Source organism: Tenacibaculum sp. 190524A05c (genome assembly GCF_964036595.1).
In the GTDB taxonomy this organism is placed as follows: Bacteria; Bacteroidota; Bacteroidia; order Flavobacteriales; family Flavobacteriaceae; genus Polaribacter; species Polaribacter platacis.
The window spans coordinates 682652-700497 of the sequence record NZ_OZ038523.1 but is presented as its reverse complement, the minus strand read 5'-3'; the positions used below and the strand labels follow the sequence as shown (position 1 = coordinate 700497).

15 protein-coding genes are annotated in these 17846 nt (G+C 31.1%); 3 read left to right on the top strand and 12 right to left on the bottom strand.

Features of this window, described 5'->3' with window-relative positions:
* The first annotated feature begins 253 nt into the window (after positions 1-253).
* Together ABNT61_RS03070 and ABNT61_RS03065 are read left to right on the top strand one after the other, a co-directional pair.
* Positions 254-1633: a hypothetical protein gene (locus ABNT61_RS03070; RefSeq protein ID WP_348744810.1), complete on the top strand. Its 1380-nt coding sequence runs from the start codon at positions 254-256 to the stop codon at positions 1631-1633.
* Between the two features lie 16 nt (positions 1634-1649).
* Positions 1650-1835 carry a hypothetical protein gene (locus tag ABNT61_RS03065; RefSeq protein WP_348744809.1) on the top strand — a complete coding sequence of 62 codons (186 nt, stop codon included), beginning with the start codon at positions 1650-1652 and terminating at the stop codon, positions 1833-1835.
* 76 nt (positions 1836-1911) lie between these two features.
* Here ABNT61_RS03065 and ABNT61_RS03060 read toward each other — a convergent pair whose 3' ends face one another.
* The 11 genes from ABNT61_RS03060 to ABNT61_RS03010 all read right to left on the bottom strand — a co-directional run bounded on the left by ABNT61_RS03060 (position 1912) and on the right by ABNT61_RS03010 (position 14276).
* Positions 1912-3093: a vWA domain-containing protein gene (locus ABNT61_RS03060; protein WP_348744808.1), complete on the bottom strand. Its 1182-nt coding sequence runs from the start codon at positions 3091-3093 to the stop codon at positions 1912-1914.
* 116 nt (positions 3094-3209) lie between these two features.
* Positions 3210-4553, bottom strand: coding sequence for a glycoside hydrolase family 25 protein (locus tag ABNT61_RS03055; protein WP_348744807.1), 1344 nt, complete (start codon positions 4551-4553; stop codon positions 3210-3212).
* A 115-nt stretch (positions 4554-4668) separates the two neighbouring features.
* Complete coding sequence (locus tag ABNT61_RS03050; RefSeq protein WP_348744806.1) at positions 4669-6168, bottom strand: hypothetical protein; 1500 nt, start codon at positions 6166-6168, stop codon at positions 4669-4671.
* A 126-nt stretch (positions 6169-6294) separates the two neighbouring features.
* Positions 6295-7197 (bottom strand): tRNA (adenosine(37)-N6)-dimethylallyltransferase MiaA, encoded by a 903-nt coding sequence (miaA, locus tag ABNT61_RS03045; protein WP_348744805.1) that lies wholly within the window; start codon positions 7195-7197, stop codon positions 6295-6297.
* A complete protein-coding gene (locus ABNT61_RS03040; RefSeq protein ID WP_348711985.1) occupies positions 7197-8021 on the bottom strand; it encodes an ion transporter in 825 nt (274 codons plus the stop codon). Before ABNT61_RS03040 ends, miaA begins: the two co-directional genes overlap by 1 nt.
* 23 nt (positions 8022-8044) lie before the next feature.
* Positions 8045-9142: an exonuclease domain-containing protein gene (locus tag ABNT61_RS03035; RefSeq protein ID WP_348744804.1), complete on the bottom strand. Its 1098-nt coding sequence runs from the start codon at positions 9140-9142 to the stop codon at positions 8045-8047.
* 78 nt (positions 9143-9220) lie between these two features.
* A complete protein-coding gene (locus tag ABNT61_RS03030; RefSeq protein WP_348744803.1) occupies positions 9221-9889 on the bottom strand; it encodes a YggS family pyridoxal phosphate-dependent enzyme in 669 nt (222 codons plus the stop codon).
* Positions 9886-11130, bottom strand: a complete 1245-nt coding sequence (locus ABNT61_RS03025) for a DUF1015 domain-containing protein (RefSeq protein WP_348744802.1) — start codon at positions 11128-11130, stop codon at positions 9886-9888. The genes ABNT61_RS03030 and ABNT61_RS03025 overlap by 4 nt, the downstream gene beginning before the upstream one ends.
* 4 nt (positions 11131-11134) lie before the next feature.
* The gene (locus ABNT61_RS03020) at positions 11135-12079 is read right to left on the bottom strand and encodes an NAD(P)-dependent oxidoreductase (RefSeq protein WP_348741918.1); all 945 of its coding nucleotides are present in this window, start codon (positions 12077-12079) and stop codon (positions 11135-11137) included.
* Positions 12080-12137: 58 nt separating this feature from the next.
* Positions 12138-13202, bottom strand: coding sequence for a 3-phosphoserine/phosphohydroxythreonine transaminase (gene serC, locus ABNT61_RS03015; RefSeq protein ID WP_348744801.1), 1065 nt, complete (start codon positions 13200-13202; stop codon positions 12138-12140).
* Positions 13203-13214: 12 nt separating this feature from the next.
* Complete coding sequence (locus tag ABNT61_RS03010) at positions 13215-14276, bottom strand: acyl-CoA reductase (protein ID WP_348744800.1); 1062 nt, start codon at positions 14274-14276, stop codon at positions 13215-13217.
* Positions 14277-14347: 71 nt separating this feature from the next.
* Here ABNT61_RS03010 and ABNT61_RS03005 point away from each other — a divergent pair, with 71 nt between their 5' ends.
* Positions 14348-14698: a 4Fe-4S dicluster domain-containing protein gene (locus ABNT61_RS03005; RefSeq protein ID WP_348711975.1), complete on the top strand. Its 351-nt coding sequence runs from the start codon at positions 14348-14350 to the stop codon at positions 14696-14698.
* 72 nt (positions 14699-14770) lie between these two features.
* On the opposite strand, the gene ABNT61_RS03000 is transcribed toward ABNT61_RS03005, so the two are convergent.
* Positions 14771-17806 carry a TonB-dependent receptor gene (locus ABNT61_RS03000; RefSeq protein ID WP_348744799.1) on the bottom strand — a complete coding sequence of 1012 codons (3036 nt, stop codon included), beginning with the start codon at positions 17804-17806 and terminating at the stop codon, positions 14771-14773.
* Positions 17807-17846 lie beyond the last annotated feature (40 nt).

Genomic DNA, 17846 nt, shown 5'->3' with positions numbered 1-17846 from the left:
ATAATCTAATATAATAATTGAATTTAAATAGCTCAGATTTTGTATCTGAGCTTTTTATTTATATGAATATGAAATTTAAAATCAAGGGTAAACTATCGTTTATCTGATAATAGAGATAATTCTTAACATTAAATTTCTTGATTATAAGTCATTAATTAAGCTAAAAATTAGCTATATAATATAAAAGTACCTACTTGTAGGTAATTATAAAATTTGACTAATTCTTATATTTAATCCCACTAAACTTAATATTATGAGAACTAAAGTATTAATGCTTTTTACAATAATTCTATATTTTTCTAACTCTTTTTCTCAAATAAAACAGACTACTGATGATGAAAATCTGATTAAATCAAAGGAACTATTTAATGGATTATTATCTAAGCAATTTACCAAAATAATGACTGGTAATAGTTTTAGTAATTTTGGTAGATATGCAAAAATAAGTACTGATGATGAAACTTTAAGTATATCCGGAGTAATACTTGATAGTTTAAATACTAATAGCGTATGGACATATAATATATCAGGAGGAGTATCAGATGGTATAGTAAATGTTTTTAATAATTTTGAACTAAATTCTAATATAGGAGCATCTGTATCATTTAATTATATAATTAACCCTTTTAAAACAAACAGACTATCTATAGATCATAGTGATGAATTAAAAATTGTAGAAGAAAAGAAAAAACTTAAAAATAAGTTGAAATTAGATAGTTTATCAATTGCTACAAAAAAAGAACTTATTGATTTGAAGTATAAAAAACAAAAATTATTAGTTACAGAAAAACTATTAGATTCTCTTCAAAATAAATATTCTAAACTACCAACTTCGTTAAGAAAAGACAGCATAAATTTTGCCTATAATAAAATAAAAATTGAGAAAAAAATGTTGTTTAAAAAAATAAACAAATACTCTAAAGAATCTACTTATGATGACCTTCTATTTGAACTTTATAATAAGTTTGATAAAGATTCAGCACTATTAAAGAAGAAGGAATCAAATATTGAAGTACAAGATTTAGATATAACATGGATATCTATTGGTTACGGTTTACGAAGAGATAGGTTCAACTTATTTAATGATGCATTAAATTTTAATGAACAAGTATACGACAGTACAACTGTGAGTCATAAGATTAACTTAGGACTATCGAGATATAGATGGGGTAACATATCAAAAAGAGATTTATTCTGGGCATTTTCCACTCAACTTGAATTTGGGAGTAATTTATCAAGTCTTACAGGGATCAACATTGTTGATACTACGCCTATTTCAACTAATCCTCAACGTGACAGAGTTAACAATATTAATGCCTTCGTAGATGAATTTAATGGAAATGTAAAGCGTTTATCTATTAATTTTGATTATTATACCTTTTTCGGTAAAAGAAATGAATTTGCATTACATCTTAACCCAAGTTTTTATGCAGCAGACTTCGAAAAACCGATCTCCTCTTTTTTAACGGGTATAATGATTCCTTTTAAGAATACAGAAAAACAAACATCTGTTGTAAATATTGAAATTTTTTATCAATTCAATGATTTATTTGATGTGGCAAACTTGAATAATATTTTTTTTAGGAGAAATACAATAGGCGTAAGAGCATCTTTCCCATTAACCTTTTTTTAATTTAAAATTATAAATTATGTTTTATTATCAGGCAATTTGTACAGTTCATAATTTTGCTAGTAATTTATTTGTAAATCGTCATAGTGCAGTAAAAAGTGCTTTAGCACACAGATCTAAAGTTCCAGGTCCTCATCAAATGAAAATTTTGAAAGTATTTATTCCTCAAAGTAGCATTGAAGTTCGTTCAGAAGATATTATCTAAAGAATCTATTTTAAACAACAAAACCACCTCAAATCGTAAGATTTTCGGTGGTTCTACTCAAAATCCCTGAGCAAACTTATAGTTCTTTTTCTGCTTGCTTTTTTAATACATCTACAACCTTTTCACTAAAAGACGATTGTTTTGAAGTATCTAACTCTTTCTTTTTCTGCTTAATAAACTGCTTTCTTTTTTCAGACAATTCTTTTAATTTTCTTTCTTTTTTTCTTCGCTCTCTTTTTAATTTTTCTAATTCTGCTTTTATTTCACTTTTACTTTTTCCCTTTAATTCTTTTGGTAATTCTTCTTCTGCAATTTCTTCTAGATTTACTTTTCCATCAGCATAATCGTTTACCATTTCTTTGGTTCCCATCCATGCTTTTTTCCCAGATTTACTCATCTTATACGTGGCACGGGCACTATTTGAAGTTTTTGAGCTCTTTTCATACACAGCAATAGATTTTGCTTTTTTATCGTAATTCATAGTTTGCTCTGCTTCACTACCGTAATACATTCTAGATTCATCAATGGATTGTGAAACTTCATAAATATCATCATCATAAGGTGTAGCAATTACAATATCAGAAGCATGTTGGTCTAACTGCATAAATTCTCCATTGGTACAACTTGCCATTTTCTTAAAATGAGGAATGGCACTTCTACAACTCGTTCCCAATTTAATGGTGTTGATGATAATTCCTTTTTGTGCAGCTCTTTTACAACTTTCGGTATACTTTACATCATCTTGATAATCCATATGTGGTGGACAATCACCAACAACAAAAATGGTTCTATAGGTTTCTGATTTTTTAGACCATTTCATTTCATTTACGGCTTCATGTAAAGCTTGATTTACACTTTCTGGAGTATCACCACCACCTGCAGCTTCAATCTCAAGTAAATCAGAGTAAACTTCATCTAAATCAGTAGTCAATTGAATTTGTTTTGTAACAAAACCATCACCGCGATCTCTATAAAAAACCATTCCTAATTTCAAGTTTTCTACATCACCACTTTGGGCCAATTCAGAAACAATGTCCCAAATTTTTTCTTTTGCAGTTCCAATCAATCCACTCATACTTCCCGTTGCATCCAAACAAAACACAATTTCTACATCTTGAGACTTCTTTTTTGTTATAGGTGTTTGTTCCTTTTCAGTGGCATAAGCAGTAATAACTACTTCGTCTGTTTTTTTCTTTACATTGTTTTTACAACTCACCGTTCCAAACGATAACAATGCTATACATAAAAATTTATTCATCTTTTTTTTCTTCAAAACTATAAGGATAGTAGTTCTGAAACAATAAGTAGTGAGTGAGTGAACTGTTTTAGTGAGTAAACAGGACAAAAATCATAATAGAGTACATTTAAAGTTGTTTAACGCTCTATATAAACATCTAAATCAATAGTTTTTGAGTCGATATGATAAGAAGGACTTTTTTGCCAAGCTGTCCATCCTTTATTAATCCAAGCATCAGGGATATTAGGAGAAGTTTTATTTTCATAATCAGCAATCCAAAGAGGATATTTTGAAAAACGAGCACTTGTTAAATGTGCATTGGCAAATTTATGATTGGTATATACCATTGGAGTTCTTCCAGATAATTGTTGAATTCTAGTTAAAAATGTAAGTAAGTTTTGTTGAAGATTTTTGTTGTTTGAAGATGTTGAATTCATTCCTTCAAAACTATCATGTTCAATATCAACAATAGGAGGGAAGTCGGTTGAACTTAAGTCTTTAATTTGTTCCCAAAAGAAGTTCGCTTGAGTAATAGGATTATCTAAAATAACATAGAAATGATATGCACCACGTTTTAGCTTCTTTTGTTGTATTTCTTTCCAATTATACGAAAACATTGGATCTAGAAAGTTTTTACCTTCTGTAGCTTTACAGATTACAAAGTCTATACTATCAGGTAAGTTATTCTTAAGAATAGCTCCATTCCATTTAGAAATATCAATTCCAAAATGCTTAATGTTCTTCTTAGGAACCAAGGTTTTAGAAGCGCGATTCTTTTGAGTTTTTACAACTTTGATTTTTTTATGTAATTGCTGGATAGACTTATGTAGTTGTTGCGTGTTTTTGGTATTAGAAGAATGAATTCCATAAGATAATCCCAAAACTAAAAGTAATAAAGCTACCCAACGGAATATCTTATGCTTATAAAATGGAGTTTTCTTTTGTACTGGATTGATTTCATCTATAATGGTGTTAATCTTATCAGAAATAACAATATTTCCCATTAAGTTTTTAATTACGAAATGACTATCGTTAAACTGAATTCCTTTATAAATAACATCTCCTTTGGCATTTTTTAATTCCTCAGGTTTGTCTGTATACAATCCATTATCATTCAAGATGATTTTATTATTCTCAATTTTTGGCTCATGAAAAATAGAACTGAGGAAATACATAGGTTCTTTTACCAAATGTTGATTCCTAAAAATAGAAATAACACCTTGTGTATTTAAAAAATCCAAAAGAGCCAATAACTGACTGAATTCTATAATTGCTTCCCTCTGAGAAATAGGATTATTGTAGATTTTATTGGTAATAAAGAAAATAGCATATTGTTCTCTTAACTGAATAATTAATGCTTTTCCTTCCTCTGGATTGAAGAATATCTTTTCCAGAAAATCTTTTAAACTAATGATACCTTCTTTACGAAAAGAACTTATTTGATGTAAAATCGCAATCTCAAAGTCATTAAAACTTTTCATGGGAAGACAAGTAATAGGTAGTTTAGGTTGATTAAATAGTAATATAGAGTAAACAGTACTCAAGAAAATCTCCTGAATACTGTTTACAGTATAGTAAAGTTAGTTTGGTTTCGAATTAAGAATCTGAACCTCCATCATCACTTGATGATGAACTACTACTAGAAGAGCTAGAATCGTCCGCACTTCCTGCTTGATTGTATTTATTTGGATAATATTTAGCTAACCAAGCTCTTGCAATTTCAGATTGTGTAATTGGTTTTAAATAATAATTGATAGGAACTCCTAAATTATCACCACCAGCAATACATTTATCAACATAATCTTCCATGGCAGTCATCATAGAGTTGGTATCAATTACTTTATTTTGTCCGTCGTCAATTTCAGAAACACCACTTAACGTAGCTTTAATCGTTGCATTTTTTAAGGTGATCATTTGCTGTCCTGTTCTTGCAGCAGCAGCACCTTCGGCAATTGTATTGTTATCACTTGCAGTTGCTCCTTGTAAAACCGCTAATTCTTCCATAGTTTTTGCCGGATCGAAATCAGAAAAACTTTGAACAGCCATTTTTACTTGGTTTGACTTTATAGATGGAATAATTCCCATTGTAATTAAAGTAGCATGTGAGGTTACATTCTGAGTACTTAATAAGTTTTTAGCACTATCTGAGAATGTAGAACTCACACCAAAAGAACCTGTTCCTGAAGCAAACCATCCACCGATATCAAATGTTTCTTGCATCGACGCAGCAATAGAATCCATTCGTTGGCTTGATTCAGATTCCGTAGTGTTTAAAATATGAACCATTCCTACAAATGATGACCCATAAGTTGCACCAGATAATATAGAAAAAGAAGGATCTTCTTTTGTGTTTGCTTTTGCCTCAATTGCAGCAATAGAACTTACATCATTAGTTTTAATCATATTGTCCGGATTCATGGCATTCCATGAACGAACCGCTTTATCTACGTCTAAAACATATGGCGCAAAAACTTGAGCATTTTTATGTGTACAAGAAATAGTAATTACTAAAGTTCCGGCAATACTATGTCTTGAATGTTGACTATTCATTTGTTGTTGTGCCGTAGCACTGGCTTGAGAAGATTGTCCTTCTCCGAAAATACTTAATGATTCCGCTACGAAAGACGCTACAGTTGCAGCATGACTAGCAGAAGATTGAGAATTTTGATCAAAAGAAAAATACTGACTATTCATTTGTAAAGAGTCACTAGAAATTGGCATTTCTTTTAACTGACTTTTATTATAGTCAATCGGACTTTCAACAGATTCATTAACAGCGTTCATTTTTGATCTTAATGGTTGAATCTTTTTTTCTGAAGCTATTTTAGCTTTTCCATAATTAATAGCTGCTTTTTGAATTTGAATTCCGATTTGTTCAGATTCAGCAAGTAAATCATCTGGATTAATTCCCATACCCATAGTTTCTTGTATGGTCATATCAACGCTTCTCTTTAAAGCAATAAGTGAATTCAATTCGCTTTCAGCAGCGTCTGCTGGCGCTTGTAATTCTGAAATCTTAACGATATTAGCTAGTTTTTCTTTAGAAACGATATTTCCTAATACCAAGGAAGGATCGTACGGAATAGTCGATGGCATGATTTATATTTTTAATGGGTTAATTACGTTAAAATTACACTCAATAAATGTGAAAACCAAGCACAAATAACCTTAAAGTTAACTTTTCGATTATAAGCGTTAATAATGAGAGCTTTAGTGTAGAAATTATTTTATAAGCTCAGAAACTTGAGAAATTATAGTTGAAATATCTTCCTGAAAATCGAACCAAACCGTGTTTTGATACCTTTTAAACCAAGTTAATTGTCGCTTTGCAAATCGTCTTGTATTCTTTTTGATTTCAGAAATTGCAAAGTCTAATTCCCAATTGCCATCAAAGTATTCGAATAGTTCACGATATCCGACTGTTTGTAACGCATTTAATGCTTTATGAGGATACAGAGCCTTAGCTTCTTCTAACAAACCGTTTTCCATCATTATATCCACACGACGGTTAATTCTATCGTAAATAATTTCACGGTCCGCAGTTAATCCGACTTTAATCGTTTTAAAATTACGTTGCTTTTTATCTTTATTAATGAAGGAAGAGTAGGGAAGTCCTGTTCCAATACAAATTTCTAACGCTCTAATAACTCTGTGTGGATTATCAGTTGCAATTGTTTGATATGTTGTCGGATCTAATTCTTTTAATTTTTGTTGTAAGGTACTCAAACCAGAAGAATTCAATTCCTCAGTTAAAGCTTCTCGAATCTTCGGATCAACATCAGGAAAATAATCAAATCCTTTTACAACAGCATCAACATACAATCCGCTTCCACCAACCATTATTTGAATAGGATTTTTTTCAAATAACTCATCTAACTTTTGTAAAGCATCTTTTTCAAAGCTACCAACATTATAATCCTCAAATACACTTCTATTTTGAATGAAATGATGAGTTGCAGCAGCAAGTTCATCTGGATCGGGTACAGCAGTACCAATACACATTTCTTTATAAAACTGTCGAGAATCACAAGAAATAATATCCGATTTAAAATGTTGTGCTAACTGAATACTAAGAGCAGTTTTTCCAATCGCCGTTGGTCCAACAATAGTAATTAACGTATTCATTATTCATTCAATTTATTACCACAATGATGACAGAATATAGCGCCATCAACATGGCCTTCTGTTGCGCAATGCGGACAAGATTGTGTGTTTAAGTTTACTTTATCTTCTTTAGCAATTTCTGAAGAAATAATTCCTGTAGGAATAGCAATAATCGCATAACCTAAAATCATAATTGCACTAGCGATAAATTGACCAATTGGTGTTGCTGGTGCAATATCTCCGTAACCAACTGTTGTTAAGGTTACAATTGCCCAATACACGCTTCTAGGAATACTTGTAAATCCATTTTCTGATCCTTCTATCAAATACATTACCGAACCTAAAATGATACAGATGATTAATACAAAAAATAGAAAAACAGAAATTCGTGCTCTACTTGCTTTTAAAGCTTTTGCTAAATGTTCTGATTCACCAATAAAACGACCTAATTTTAATATTCGAAACACACGTAATAATCGTAACGCTCTTAACGCAACTAAACTATGTGTTCCTGTAAAAATTACCGATAAATATTTTGGAATAGTAGATAAAAAATCAATTAAACCATAAAAGCTAAAGATGTACTTTTTAGGCTTGCTTATTGAAATTATTCTAAGAATATATTCTAAAGTAAAGAGTATGGTAATAATCCACTCAGCAATATTAAGTTCTGTTTTATACTGCTCACCAATTGGATTTACACTTTCTAGCATTACCAAGGCAATACTAACAATAATGGCAATCAAAAGGATAACATCGAAAAGTTTTCCTGCAGGAGTATCAGCTTCATAAATAATTTCATGAAGTTGTCTTTTCCAATTTAATTTTGATTGATTTTCAGCCAAAGTACTTAGTTATATAAGCAATATTACAAATTATTTTCTAGTTCGTAGCGTACAATTTTACCTACAGAATTATTCAATAAATAATTTTTAATAATTGTTTTGGCTAGAGGTTTGTTTTCTATTGTAGTAACTAAATTCTTCAATACCTCTAATTGGTTTCTTTGATAAGAAAGATTTGTAAATGCGTAACCAATAACGTTATTCTTCTCCACTAGAATAATTAAGTTTTCCTCTGGAATTCTTCCTTTCTCAATAATCAAGAAATGATCATGGTTGAAATCTAAATGAGTTAATTTACGCTTTCTGATCAAGTTATACTTAGGTTTAATACTATCAAGTTCTAAATAATACTTTAACCTAGTAAATAATTGATTTCCTGTTTCTTGATAAGTAACGACATCAACTTTAGTTTTAATCTTTTCTGCTCTTTTGTTTTCTTTTAAGAACAGCTTATTAACCTCTAAGCGGATGTTTTTTCCTCTACCTATAAAGATTACATTACCATTTTCATTATGCACATAAAAAACACCTTCTTTTTCTGGCAATTCTTCTAAAATGCTGTTGATTTTAAGTTTATGATTTCTGTTATCAGTAAACTTAATGGTACGTTCTAAGATTTTCTTATCGGTATCTTTATCTAATAAGAGCTTGAATAACTTAACTGTAGCTAAAGCGTCACCACTTGCTCTATGGCGATCTGTAACGGGAATTCCTAGCGCTCTACATAATTTACCTAAACTGTAAGAATCTTGATCTGGAATTAATTTTTTACTTAATTGAACAGTACATAAATTATCTCTAACATAATCATAACCCAAGCGATTATATTCTGTTCTAAGTATTCTGTAGTCAAAAGAAGCATTATGAGCGATAATAACACAACCTTCAGTAATTTCTATAATTCTTTTGGCAACCTCATGAAATTTAGGCGCATTGCGAAGCATTTTGTTGTTAATTCCAGTTAGTTTAACAACAAATTCTTGAATTTCCCTTTCGGGATTGACAAGAGATATGAATTGATCTATGATTGTATGGCCATCATATTTATAAATGGCAATTTCGGTAATCCCTTCTTCGTTAAATTTTCCTCCAGTAGTTTCAATATCAACTATAGCGTACATCTATATTCCCTCCTTACTTTAATTAGTAGCTAAGCATCCAGCAAATATAAGAAAATCAGAGTGGTAAACGCATAAAACTTAAACAAAGTAGTTTCTAGCGCCAAAAATAGAACTTCCAATTCTTACCATTGTACTACCACAATCTATAGCTAATTGGTAGTCTCCACTCATTCCCATGGAAAGAATTTTTAACTCAAAATTATTTTTAACTTCTACTTTAATTGTATTAAAAAATGACTCTAACGAAGTAAATTCTTTCTTAACTTGAGCTTGATTATCGGTAAATGTAGCCATTCCCATTAATCCAACAACTTTAATATTCGTCAATTCTTTAAAAGAGTCATCATTTACAATTTCTTGAATATCATCAAAAGAAAGTCCGAATTTAGTTTCTTCCTCAGCAATACGAGCTTGTAATAAACAATTTATTACACGATTGTGTTTTTTAGCTTGCTTGTTTATTTCTTGAAGTGTTTTTAAACTATCTACGCCATGAATCAAATCAACAAAATGAGCCATATACTTTACCTTATTACGTTGTAAATGACCAATCATATGCCATTCGATATCCTTCGGTAAAGCATCGTACTTTGTCACCATTTCTTGAACTTTGTTTTCACCAAAAACACGTTGTCCAGCATCATATGCTTCTTGAATATCTGCGATAGGTTTAGTTTTTGAAACCGCAACAAGAGTTACGTGGTTAGGAATATCTTGTTGTATTGAATTTAAGTTTTCTTTTATCATTTTAAAATTTCGTAAATGGTTAAAGCACTTCTTAATTTTGGCTCTATATACGTTGTTTTAGGAGGCATTACCAATCCTTTGTCTACAATAGTTTTAATCTCGTCAATACTCGTTGGTAGCATTCCAAATGAAACTTTGAAATCTCCGCTATCAACTTTTGTTTTTAATTCTAAACCATCAGATTTATCTTGAGAATAAATAATTTTAGAATCGTTACGAATATCATCAATACCCAAAATTGGTTTTAATACCGTTTTAAAGAGAATTTCTGCATCCAATTCGCTCAACTCATCTGTAAATTCATAAGCTGATTTTCTAAGATATAATGCATAAAACTCGCCTTTAAGATACATGCTAAAGTGATGCTTTTCTTTAGGCTTATATAATTCCTGACCTCTATTTTCTATTCTAAAATAAGTGTCCAATTCCATTAGAAACTCATCAGGAGATAAACCGTTTAAATCTTTGATAAAACGATTAAACTCATAAATACTTAATTGGTCATCCGACAATAAATAACTCATAAAGAAATTATAATCTTCAGTTCCGTTATGATTTGGGTTTTCTTTCGCTAAGTTTTTTGCCAGAATACAAGAAGATGTGGTTCTATGATGACCGTCAGCTATATACAAAGTATCTATTTGTTCAAAAGCATTCCTTAATGTGTCAATATCATTCTGATCTTTTACAACCCATAATAAATGTAAATCTTTATCATTACTTGTAAATTCGTATTCTGCTCTTTGTGTTTTATACTTATCAATGATAGATTTTACCGTAGTGTTCTCAGGATAGGTTAGGAGCACAGGTTCTGCATTAAAACCTGTGTTTTTTAAGTAGTTTTCAAAAAGTAATTCTCTCTTTCGTAAGGTTCTTTCATGAATTTTAATAACATCATTATGATAGTCTTCAGTTGATGTTGCTGCAATTATTCCTGAGAAAGAATGAGAATTTGTTATTTTTTGATACACGTATAAAGAAGGAGTTTCTTCTTCCGTAAAAACCTCATTCTCTTTGAATTCTAGATATCTGTTATGAACCAATTTAAAACGTTGTTCACCAGTTACATCTTGCTTATGATATTTATATCCTGGATTTACAACATGTAAAAAAGTAAAAGGGTTGAAGGCTAATTTTGCATTCAATTCATCTTCAGGATACGTTTCATAAGACTTTGATGAAACTAAAGCTACTTTATCGCGAGTAGGACGAACGGCCTTAAATGGTTTTATTTTTGCCATAGAATTAAGATAGTAATGTTGAAATTTGATTCGCTAACTCAATACTTACTCGTTCTTGAGCTTCATTTGTAGCATTACTAATTTTTGGAGATAATGAAAGGTTAGGATTCATTAATAACTGAATTTCTGGATTTGGTTCGTTTTCAAAACTATCTAAAGCAGCATAACGTATTGGTCCTTTCTCCATTGCTTTAACTAAAGCAACTTCGTCCACTAAACCTCCTTGAACACAATTTACAATTCCAACACCATCTTTCATTTTATCAAACTCGGATTCTCCTAATTTGAAATCACGGTTATATAAATGCACTGAAATAAAATCAGATTCAGAAATAACTTCATCAAAAGGAATAGCATTTAATTCAAACTGGATAGTTTGTCCATCAAAAAACTCCAGCTCTACAGAAGCTTCTGTTTCTTCAGGATCTGTTATTAAAACTTTCATTCCTAAACCAATTGCAATCTTTGCTGTCGCAATACTTGTAGGATTAATTCCTATTAAACCTAATGTTTTTCCTTTTAATTCAATTCCTCTGTATAACTTTTGAAGACCTTTAAAATTCATGTCTCCTTCTAATGGCATTTCTCTATTTGATAAGTGTAAATTACGAACCATTCCAGAAAGATGCGCGAAGATTAATTCTGCAATTGCATTAGCACTTCCTTCTTGACTATTTACAACTTGAATACCATTATCAATAGCATATTGCACATCAACATTATCCATTGATGTACTTCCAGATGCGATTAGTTTTAAACTAGGGCATGCATCAATTAATTCTTGCTGAATTTGTGTTCTATTTTTAATTAAAATAGCATCAACACTATTTTCATTTATAAAATTCTCTAATTGCTCTTGAGCAACTTTAGTAATTAATACTTCAAATCCTTTATCCTCTAATATTACTACACCTTCTTGAGTAATTCCTTCGTTTACTAATATTTTCATTTTATAATTTGATTCAATCTATAATTAAAACTAAATGTTATTTAGTCTCTTAAATTTCTTATGCTTTTCTTTCTAATTCTTTCATTACATCAACTAAGGCTTGAACGCTGTATAATGGCAATGCATTATACATACTTGCTCTATATCCACCTACTGATCGATGTCCTGCTAATCCATTAATTCTAGCTTCCTTCCACATTTCATCAAAGCGATTCTTTAACTCACTATTTTCAATTTCAAAGGTAGCATTCATTATACTTCTATCCTCAGGATTTACAATCCCTTTAAATAATGGATTGCGATCAATTTCAGCGTATAATAAATCTGCTTTCTTTTGATTTACATCTTCAATAAAATCAATTCCTCCTAAATCCTTTAACCACTCTAGCGTCAACATAGAAACATAAACAGGAAACACTGGCGGGGTGTTAAACATGCTATCTTTAGAAGTATGAGTTTTATAATTTAACATTGAAGGAACTTCTCTACATATGTTATCTAAAAACTCATCTTTGATAACAACAAGTGTTGTTCCAGCCGGACCCATATTTTTTTGAGCACCTGCATAAATCAGATCAAACTTTGAAAAATCAAGCTGACGAGAAAAGATATCCGAACTCATATCACAAATAACAGGAACGTCTGTTTTTGGAAAACTCTTCATTTGAGTACCGTAAATAGTATTGTTACTTGTACAATGGAAATAATCTACATCGGAAGGAATAGTATAATCTTTAGGAATGTAAGTGAAGTTCTTGTCTTTTGATGAAGCAACTTCTACTAATTCGCCAAACAATTTTGCCTCTTTAATTGCTTTAGAACTCCAAGTTCCTGTATTTAAATAGGCCGCTTTTTTATCTAAAAAATTATAAGCTGTCATTAAAAATTGAGAACTGGCTCCACCTTGTAAAAACAAAGCTGTGTATCCTTTGTCTTGCAAGTTTAAGTGTTCTAAGGCTAATGCTCTAGCTTTTTCTATAACATCAACAAAAGGCTGACTTCTATGAGAAATTTCAATAAGAGATAAATCATCATTATTAAAATTAACTACTGCCTCTGATGCTTTCTGTAAAACACTCTCTGGTAAAATGCATGGACCTGCACTAAAATTATGTTTTTTCATTTCAATTTTGATTTAAATGGTAGATAAGAATTTCAACGTATTTACACCATCTGCATAGTCCCATAAATTTGGATGTTGCGTTTGTCCAAATTTCACTTCATTTTCTATAAAATCATTCGCTACAACACATTGAATTTTATCACGATCTTCGTAAAGCTTTATTTTTAAGTCGTCTGAATTATCGTAATACTCATAGAATACAGATGCAATAGGAGAGGAGTAGCTTTCATCCTCTTTAATCATTAAGAATCCATTTTCTAGAATATCAAATTCACTCATTAAATACACGGCTTTATTGTAATCGTAATTATTAGCGTATTTAGTATTATTTATAATTTCTTGTTTTTTGAACATTCCTTTGAAGAATGCATCAAAATCAAATCCTTGAGGAACAAATAATTTAGAAACAGAACGACAACCTAGCCCGAAATAACGAAAAACATCTTCACTCAAGTCTTCAAAATTCTTTTCACTTTCATTTCCTGTTATAACTGCTACAGAATTTCGGTTTTTACGAATGATATTCGGTTTATTCTTGAAATAGTACTCGAAATATCTTGAAGTATTATCACTTCCGGTTGCAATCACAGCATCAAAACCTTGTAGTTTTTCATTAGTAAATTCAATTTTACCTTTAAAGTCCTCATTTGTAAACTCCAGATATTTAGCTAAAAAAGGAAGCAAATGTTTATCATTACTTGATAATTTAGCAAGAACAGAGTGACCAGATATTAAAACGGATAAAAAGTCATGAAAACCTACCAATGGAATATTACCTGCCATTATGATAGCTACTTTATTGTTGGATTCAAGATGTAATTCCTCTTCTGAAATCCATTTTTTTATGTTTTCACTTGTTAAAGCGGAAGACCAATTTTCACAAGAAAACAATAGGTTTTCTTTTGTAAACCATGTATTGTTTTCTTCTGCTAATTTTAATTGATGCTTAAATCCATCAAAGAAAATATCATTAAAAGCAATGGAATCATTTTGCTTGATTTCCGTTCTAGAAAATTGTCCTAAAAATTGCCCTAATTTTATAAACGAATCTATTCGTTTTTCGATTTTATCCATTTAAATTGTTTCTAAATTAAATTGGCTTTATTTTTGCAACTGCAAAGTTACAAAACTGAAATAGATTAGCTATGGCGATTATTATAACAGATGAATGTATAAATTGTGGTGCTTGTGAACCTGAGTGCCCAAACACAGCGATATATGAAGGTGCAGAAGAATGGAAATATGCAGACGGTACAGATTTAGCAGGAAATATAGTATTACCAAACGGAAATAGTGCAAATGCAGATGAAGATCAAGAGCCTATTTCTGATGAAATTTACTACATCGTTGCTGATAAATGTACTGAATGTAAAGGATTCCATGAAGAGCCTCAATGTGCTGCTGTATGTCCAGTAGATTGTTGTGTTCCAGATGAAGATAATGTTGAAACGGAAGAGGAATTGTTAGGTAAGCAACGATTTATGCATAACGATTAATCACTTTTAAACTGAATGATATTAAAAAATCCTGAGTGAAAACTCAGGATTTTTCTTTTGGGGGATACTTGATTAAAACTTATAATTAATAGATAAATTGAACAATGTTCCTAGTTGACTGAAATGATAACCATCATATGTCATTTGTGAATAACGCTGGTTAAAAGTAATTAAGTTAGATTGTTGTTGCACTTGAGCAGGATCAGCTAAAATTGCATCTCCAGCAGCATTTTGTGAAACAAAATTCCATTCAGGTAATACATTAAATATGTTATTAATATTCGCAGCAATGGTAATATTGTCGGTAGCATTATAGTTAACACCAAAATCAGTAACTATTTGAGGTGTAAATTCTGTTCCGATGTTAAAATTTCCATTAGCATCAGTACTTAATCCCTGTTGGAAGAATTCAGTTTTTCCAAAATAAGTGTTGTTTAAAGAGAAACTAAATTTCTCAATATCATATGTACTTCCTAAAATCCATTTTGTTCTAGGTCGTGAAGTAAAGAATAAGGCTTCTTGAGTTTGGTTTACTACAGATTGCCCAGCACTCGCAACAATTGCAGGGTTTTTAACAGCACCTTCTCTTTCATTTTGAATAGTGTAATTACCAGATAAATTAAACCCTAATTTCCCTGTTCCTAGCTCTAAATTTTTATATCCTAAAACAACATCAATACCAGATGTTCTTGTGTCAATAGCGTTTACAAAGAAACTCAAATCACTTAAGTTATTAGCATTTAAAACTTGATCTAAGGTTGTATTTCCAGCAGCAGTTCTCCCAATTTCTGTACTAAGTACAATTCTATCTTCCACAGCAATATTGTAATAATCAACAGTAAAAGAGAAATTTTTAAATGGTTTTCCTCCAATACCTACAGTAATGTTTGTAGACTCTTCTGCTTTTAATTTAGGAATACCAAGAAAGCGAGCTTGTGGAGAAATATTATTCACTAAACCACCAACCTGAATACCTTGTCCTGGTATAAAGCTATATTGTGCTTTTTGAGTATAAATTTGATGTAATGTAGGAGCTCTAAATCCAGTAGATACAGAACCTCTTAATGTATATTTGTCTTCTAAGAATTTATAACGAGAACTAGCCTTCCATACAAATGTACTTCCAAAATCAGAGAAGTTTTCAGCTCTAACTGTACCATTCAGCAGGAAATCTTCTGTTACATCCCAAGCGATATCGAAATATCCTCCTAAGTTATATCTATTAAAACTTCCTGAATTTTCTGGTCTGTTTCCAGCAAAAGAATCAGCACCACCTCCGTCATATGAGGCTAAACCTCCTTCAATAACTTCAAAGTTTTCAGTTCTAAACTCTGCTCCAATACCAATTGCAACTTGATCTGATAATACCTTAGAAATATCTATATTTCCAACAATGTGGTTAAATGAAGTTCCACCTGGGTCAAAACTTAAAGGACTGTTTTCTCTATACAATTGAGAGCTTTCAGTAGTTTCACCTGGATCAATAACTCCATTATTATTAGAATCCACCCAAGTAGTTGGAGATAAAACTACATTTCTGTTATGTGAATTATTTACCGTATAAGTTTGTGTGTTTCCACCGAATGTAGCACTAGCATCAACATTCCAACCATTTATTTTAGACCTAAACCCTAAAGTAGCATTATAATCATTTAAATCTCCTTCAAAAGTAGGAACATAACCATCATATCCACCAATTGTATTTGGATTACCTCCTGGGAAGAAATTAGCTAAATAAGCCATATCACCACCTTGTCTCCAACCTGGAATTGCTCTATTTCCATTTGAATCTTGCGGGTTAAAGAAATCGTTTTGTTGTCTCCAATATGGTGTTCTATAATTAGCAAAACTATTTACTTTTTTATAAACATAGGCAGCATTAAAATATAAATCACTTGAATCACTTAAATCAAAACTACCATTAACTAAAAATTTTGCAGCAGTAGTTTCAGGGGAACCATTTATATTTCCAGCATCAGGACGTCTTGCTAAAAAGTCATCCACGACTTGTCTACCAAAAGTATTTCCTTGATTTATAGCACTTAGCTTAGCGTTATAATCTGCAGTACCAAGGTAAGTATTGGTAAAGTAATTTTGAATTGCAGCATCATCGGCAAAATTAGAAAGAGGTATTCCTCCAAGTGTTCCATCATCATTTACATAACTATTATAGCTAGTTGGATCTACCGCTACAAAATCTCCAAACTCACCATCGGCATCAACTGTTCCAGGACGATTCGCCAAAGCGGATTTTGAAAAATCAATTGTGTAATTAATAAAACCTTTATCTCCAATTTTACTACCATTATTTACACTAACACCCAGCATTTCTCCATCACCTTCTCCTGTTATTCCACTTCTAAAAGTAGCAGAACCATCTTTATAGCTATCTTTTAAGATAATATTCATTACACCCGCAATGGCATCAGAACCATACTGAGCAGATGCTCCGTCTCTTAATATTTGAATTGTTTTGATTGCATCAGTAGGAATTCCCGATATATCAGCACCAGTTTCACCACGTCCTGGAGAAGTTTGTGTATATAGTAAGGCACTTAAATTCTTTCTTTTTCCATTAATCAAAATTAATGTTCTACTTGGACCCATGTTTCTAATTTCATAAGGGTCTAAAAGAGAAGTTGCATCGTTTACAGGAGTGTTTACCGTATTAAATGATGGTATTTTATATTGTAAAGCTTTATCAAAAGTAGCTTGTCCAGTTGCTTGTAATTCCTTAACTCCTACAATATCTACTGGAAGTGGACTAGAAGTATTACTTCGAGCTGGAGTTCTTGATCCAGTTACAATAACTTCATCAAGTTGTTGTCCTTCATTCAGAACAATAGTTAAATTCGTTTGTCCGTTTACACGAATTTCTTTAGTTTCAAATCCAGTAAAAGTAACAACAAGAGTAGCATCACTTGCAACTGTTAATTCGAATATACCATCAAAATTAGTTGATGTTCCGTTAGTCGTTCCTTTTTCTACCACATTTGCTCCAGGTAATGGTTCATTATTGGTATCAACAACTTTACCTGAAATTTTTGTCTGTGCATACATCACTCCACAAATTAAAGTGAGTAGAAAACATAATTTCGTTTTTAGCATAATTAAAATGAATTAGATTATTTTAAGGTTTTTATTGTTA

Bases quoted from the DNA above. Each gene is read 5' to 3' on its own strand.
- ABNT61_RS03055 (WP_348744807.1), bottom strand. From the start codon at position 4,553: ATGAAAAGTTTTAATGACTTTGAGATTGCGATTTTACATCAAATAAGT.
- ABNT61_RS03060 (WP_348744808.1), bottom strand. From the start codon at position 3,093: ATGAATAAATTTTTATGTATAGCATTGTTATCGTTTGGAACGGTGAGT.
- ABNT61_RS03020 (WP_348741918.1), bottom strand. From the start codon at position 12,079: ATGAAAATATTAGTAAACGAAGGAATTACTCAAGAAGGTGTAGTAATA.
- ABNT61_RS03025 (WP_348744802.1), bottom strand. From the start codon at position 11,130: ATGGCAAAAATAAAACCATTTAAGGCCGTTCGTCCTACTCGCGATAAA.
- ABNT61_RS03000 (WP_348744799.1), bottom strand. From the start codon at position 17,806: ATGCTAAAAACGAAATTATGTTTTCTACTCACTTTAATTTGTGGAGTG.
- ABNT61_RS03065 (WP_348744809.1), top strand. From the start codon at position 1,650: ATGTTTTATTATCAGGCAATTTGTACAGTTCATAATTTTGCTAGTAAT.
- ABNT61_RS03050 (WP_348744806.1), bottom strand. From the start codon at position 6,168: ATGCCATCGACTATTCCGTACGATCCTTCCTTGGTATTAGGAAATATC.
- miaA (WP_348744805.1), bottom strand. From the start codon at position 7,197: ATGAATACGTTAATTACTATTGTTGGACCAACGGCGATTGGAAAAACT.
- ABNT61_RS03030 (WP_348744803.1), bottom strand. From the start codon at position 9,889: ATGATAAAAGAAAACTTAAATTCAATACAACAAGATATTCCTAACCAC.
- ABNT61_RS03035 (WP_348744804.1), bottom strand. From the start codon at position 9,142: ATGTACGCTATAGTTGATATTGAAACTACTGGAGGAAAATTTAACGAA.
- ABNT61_RS03070 (WP_348744810.1), top strand. From the start codon at position 254: ATGAGAACTAAAGTATTAATGCTTTTTACAATAATTCTATATTTTTCT.
- ABNT61_RS03005 (WP_348711975.1), top strand. From the start codon at position 14,348: ATGGCGATTATTATAACAGATGAATGTATAAATTGTGGTGCTTGTGAA.
- ABNT61_RS03010 (WP_348744800.1), bottom strand. From the start codon at position 14,276: ATGGATAAAATCGAAAAACGAATAGATTCGTTTATAAAATTAGGGCAA.
- serC (WP_348744801.1), bottom strand. From the start codon at position 13,202: ATGAAAAAACATAATTTTAGTGCAGGTCCATGCATTTTACCAGAGAGT.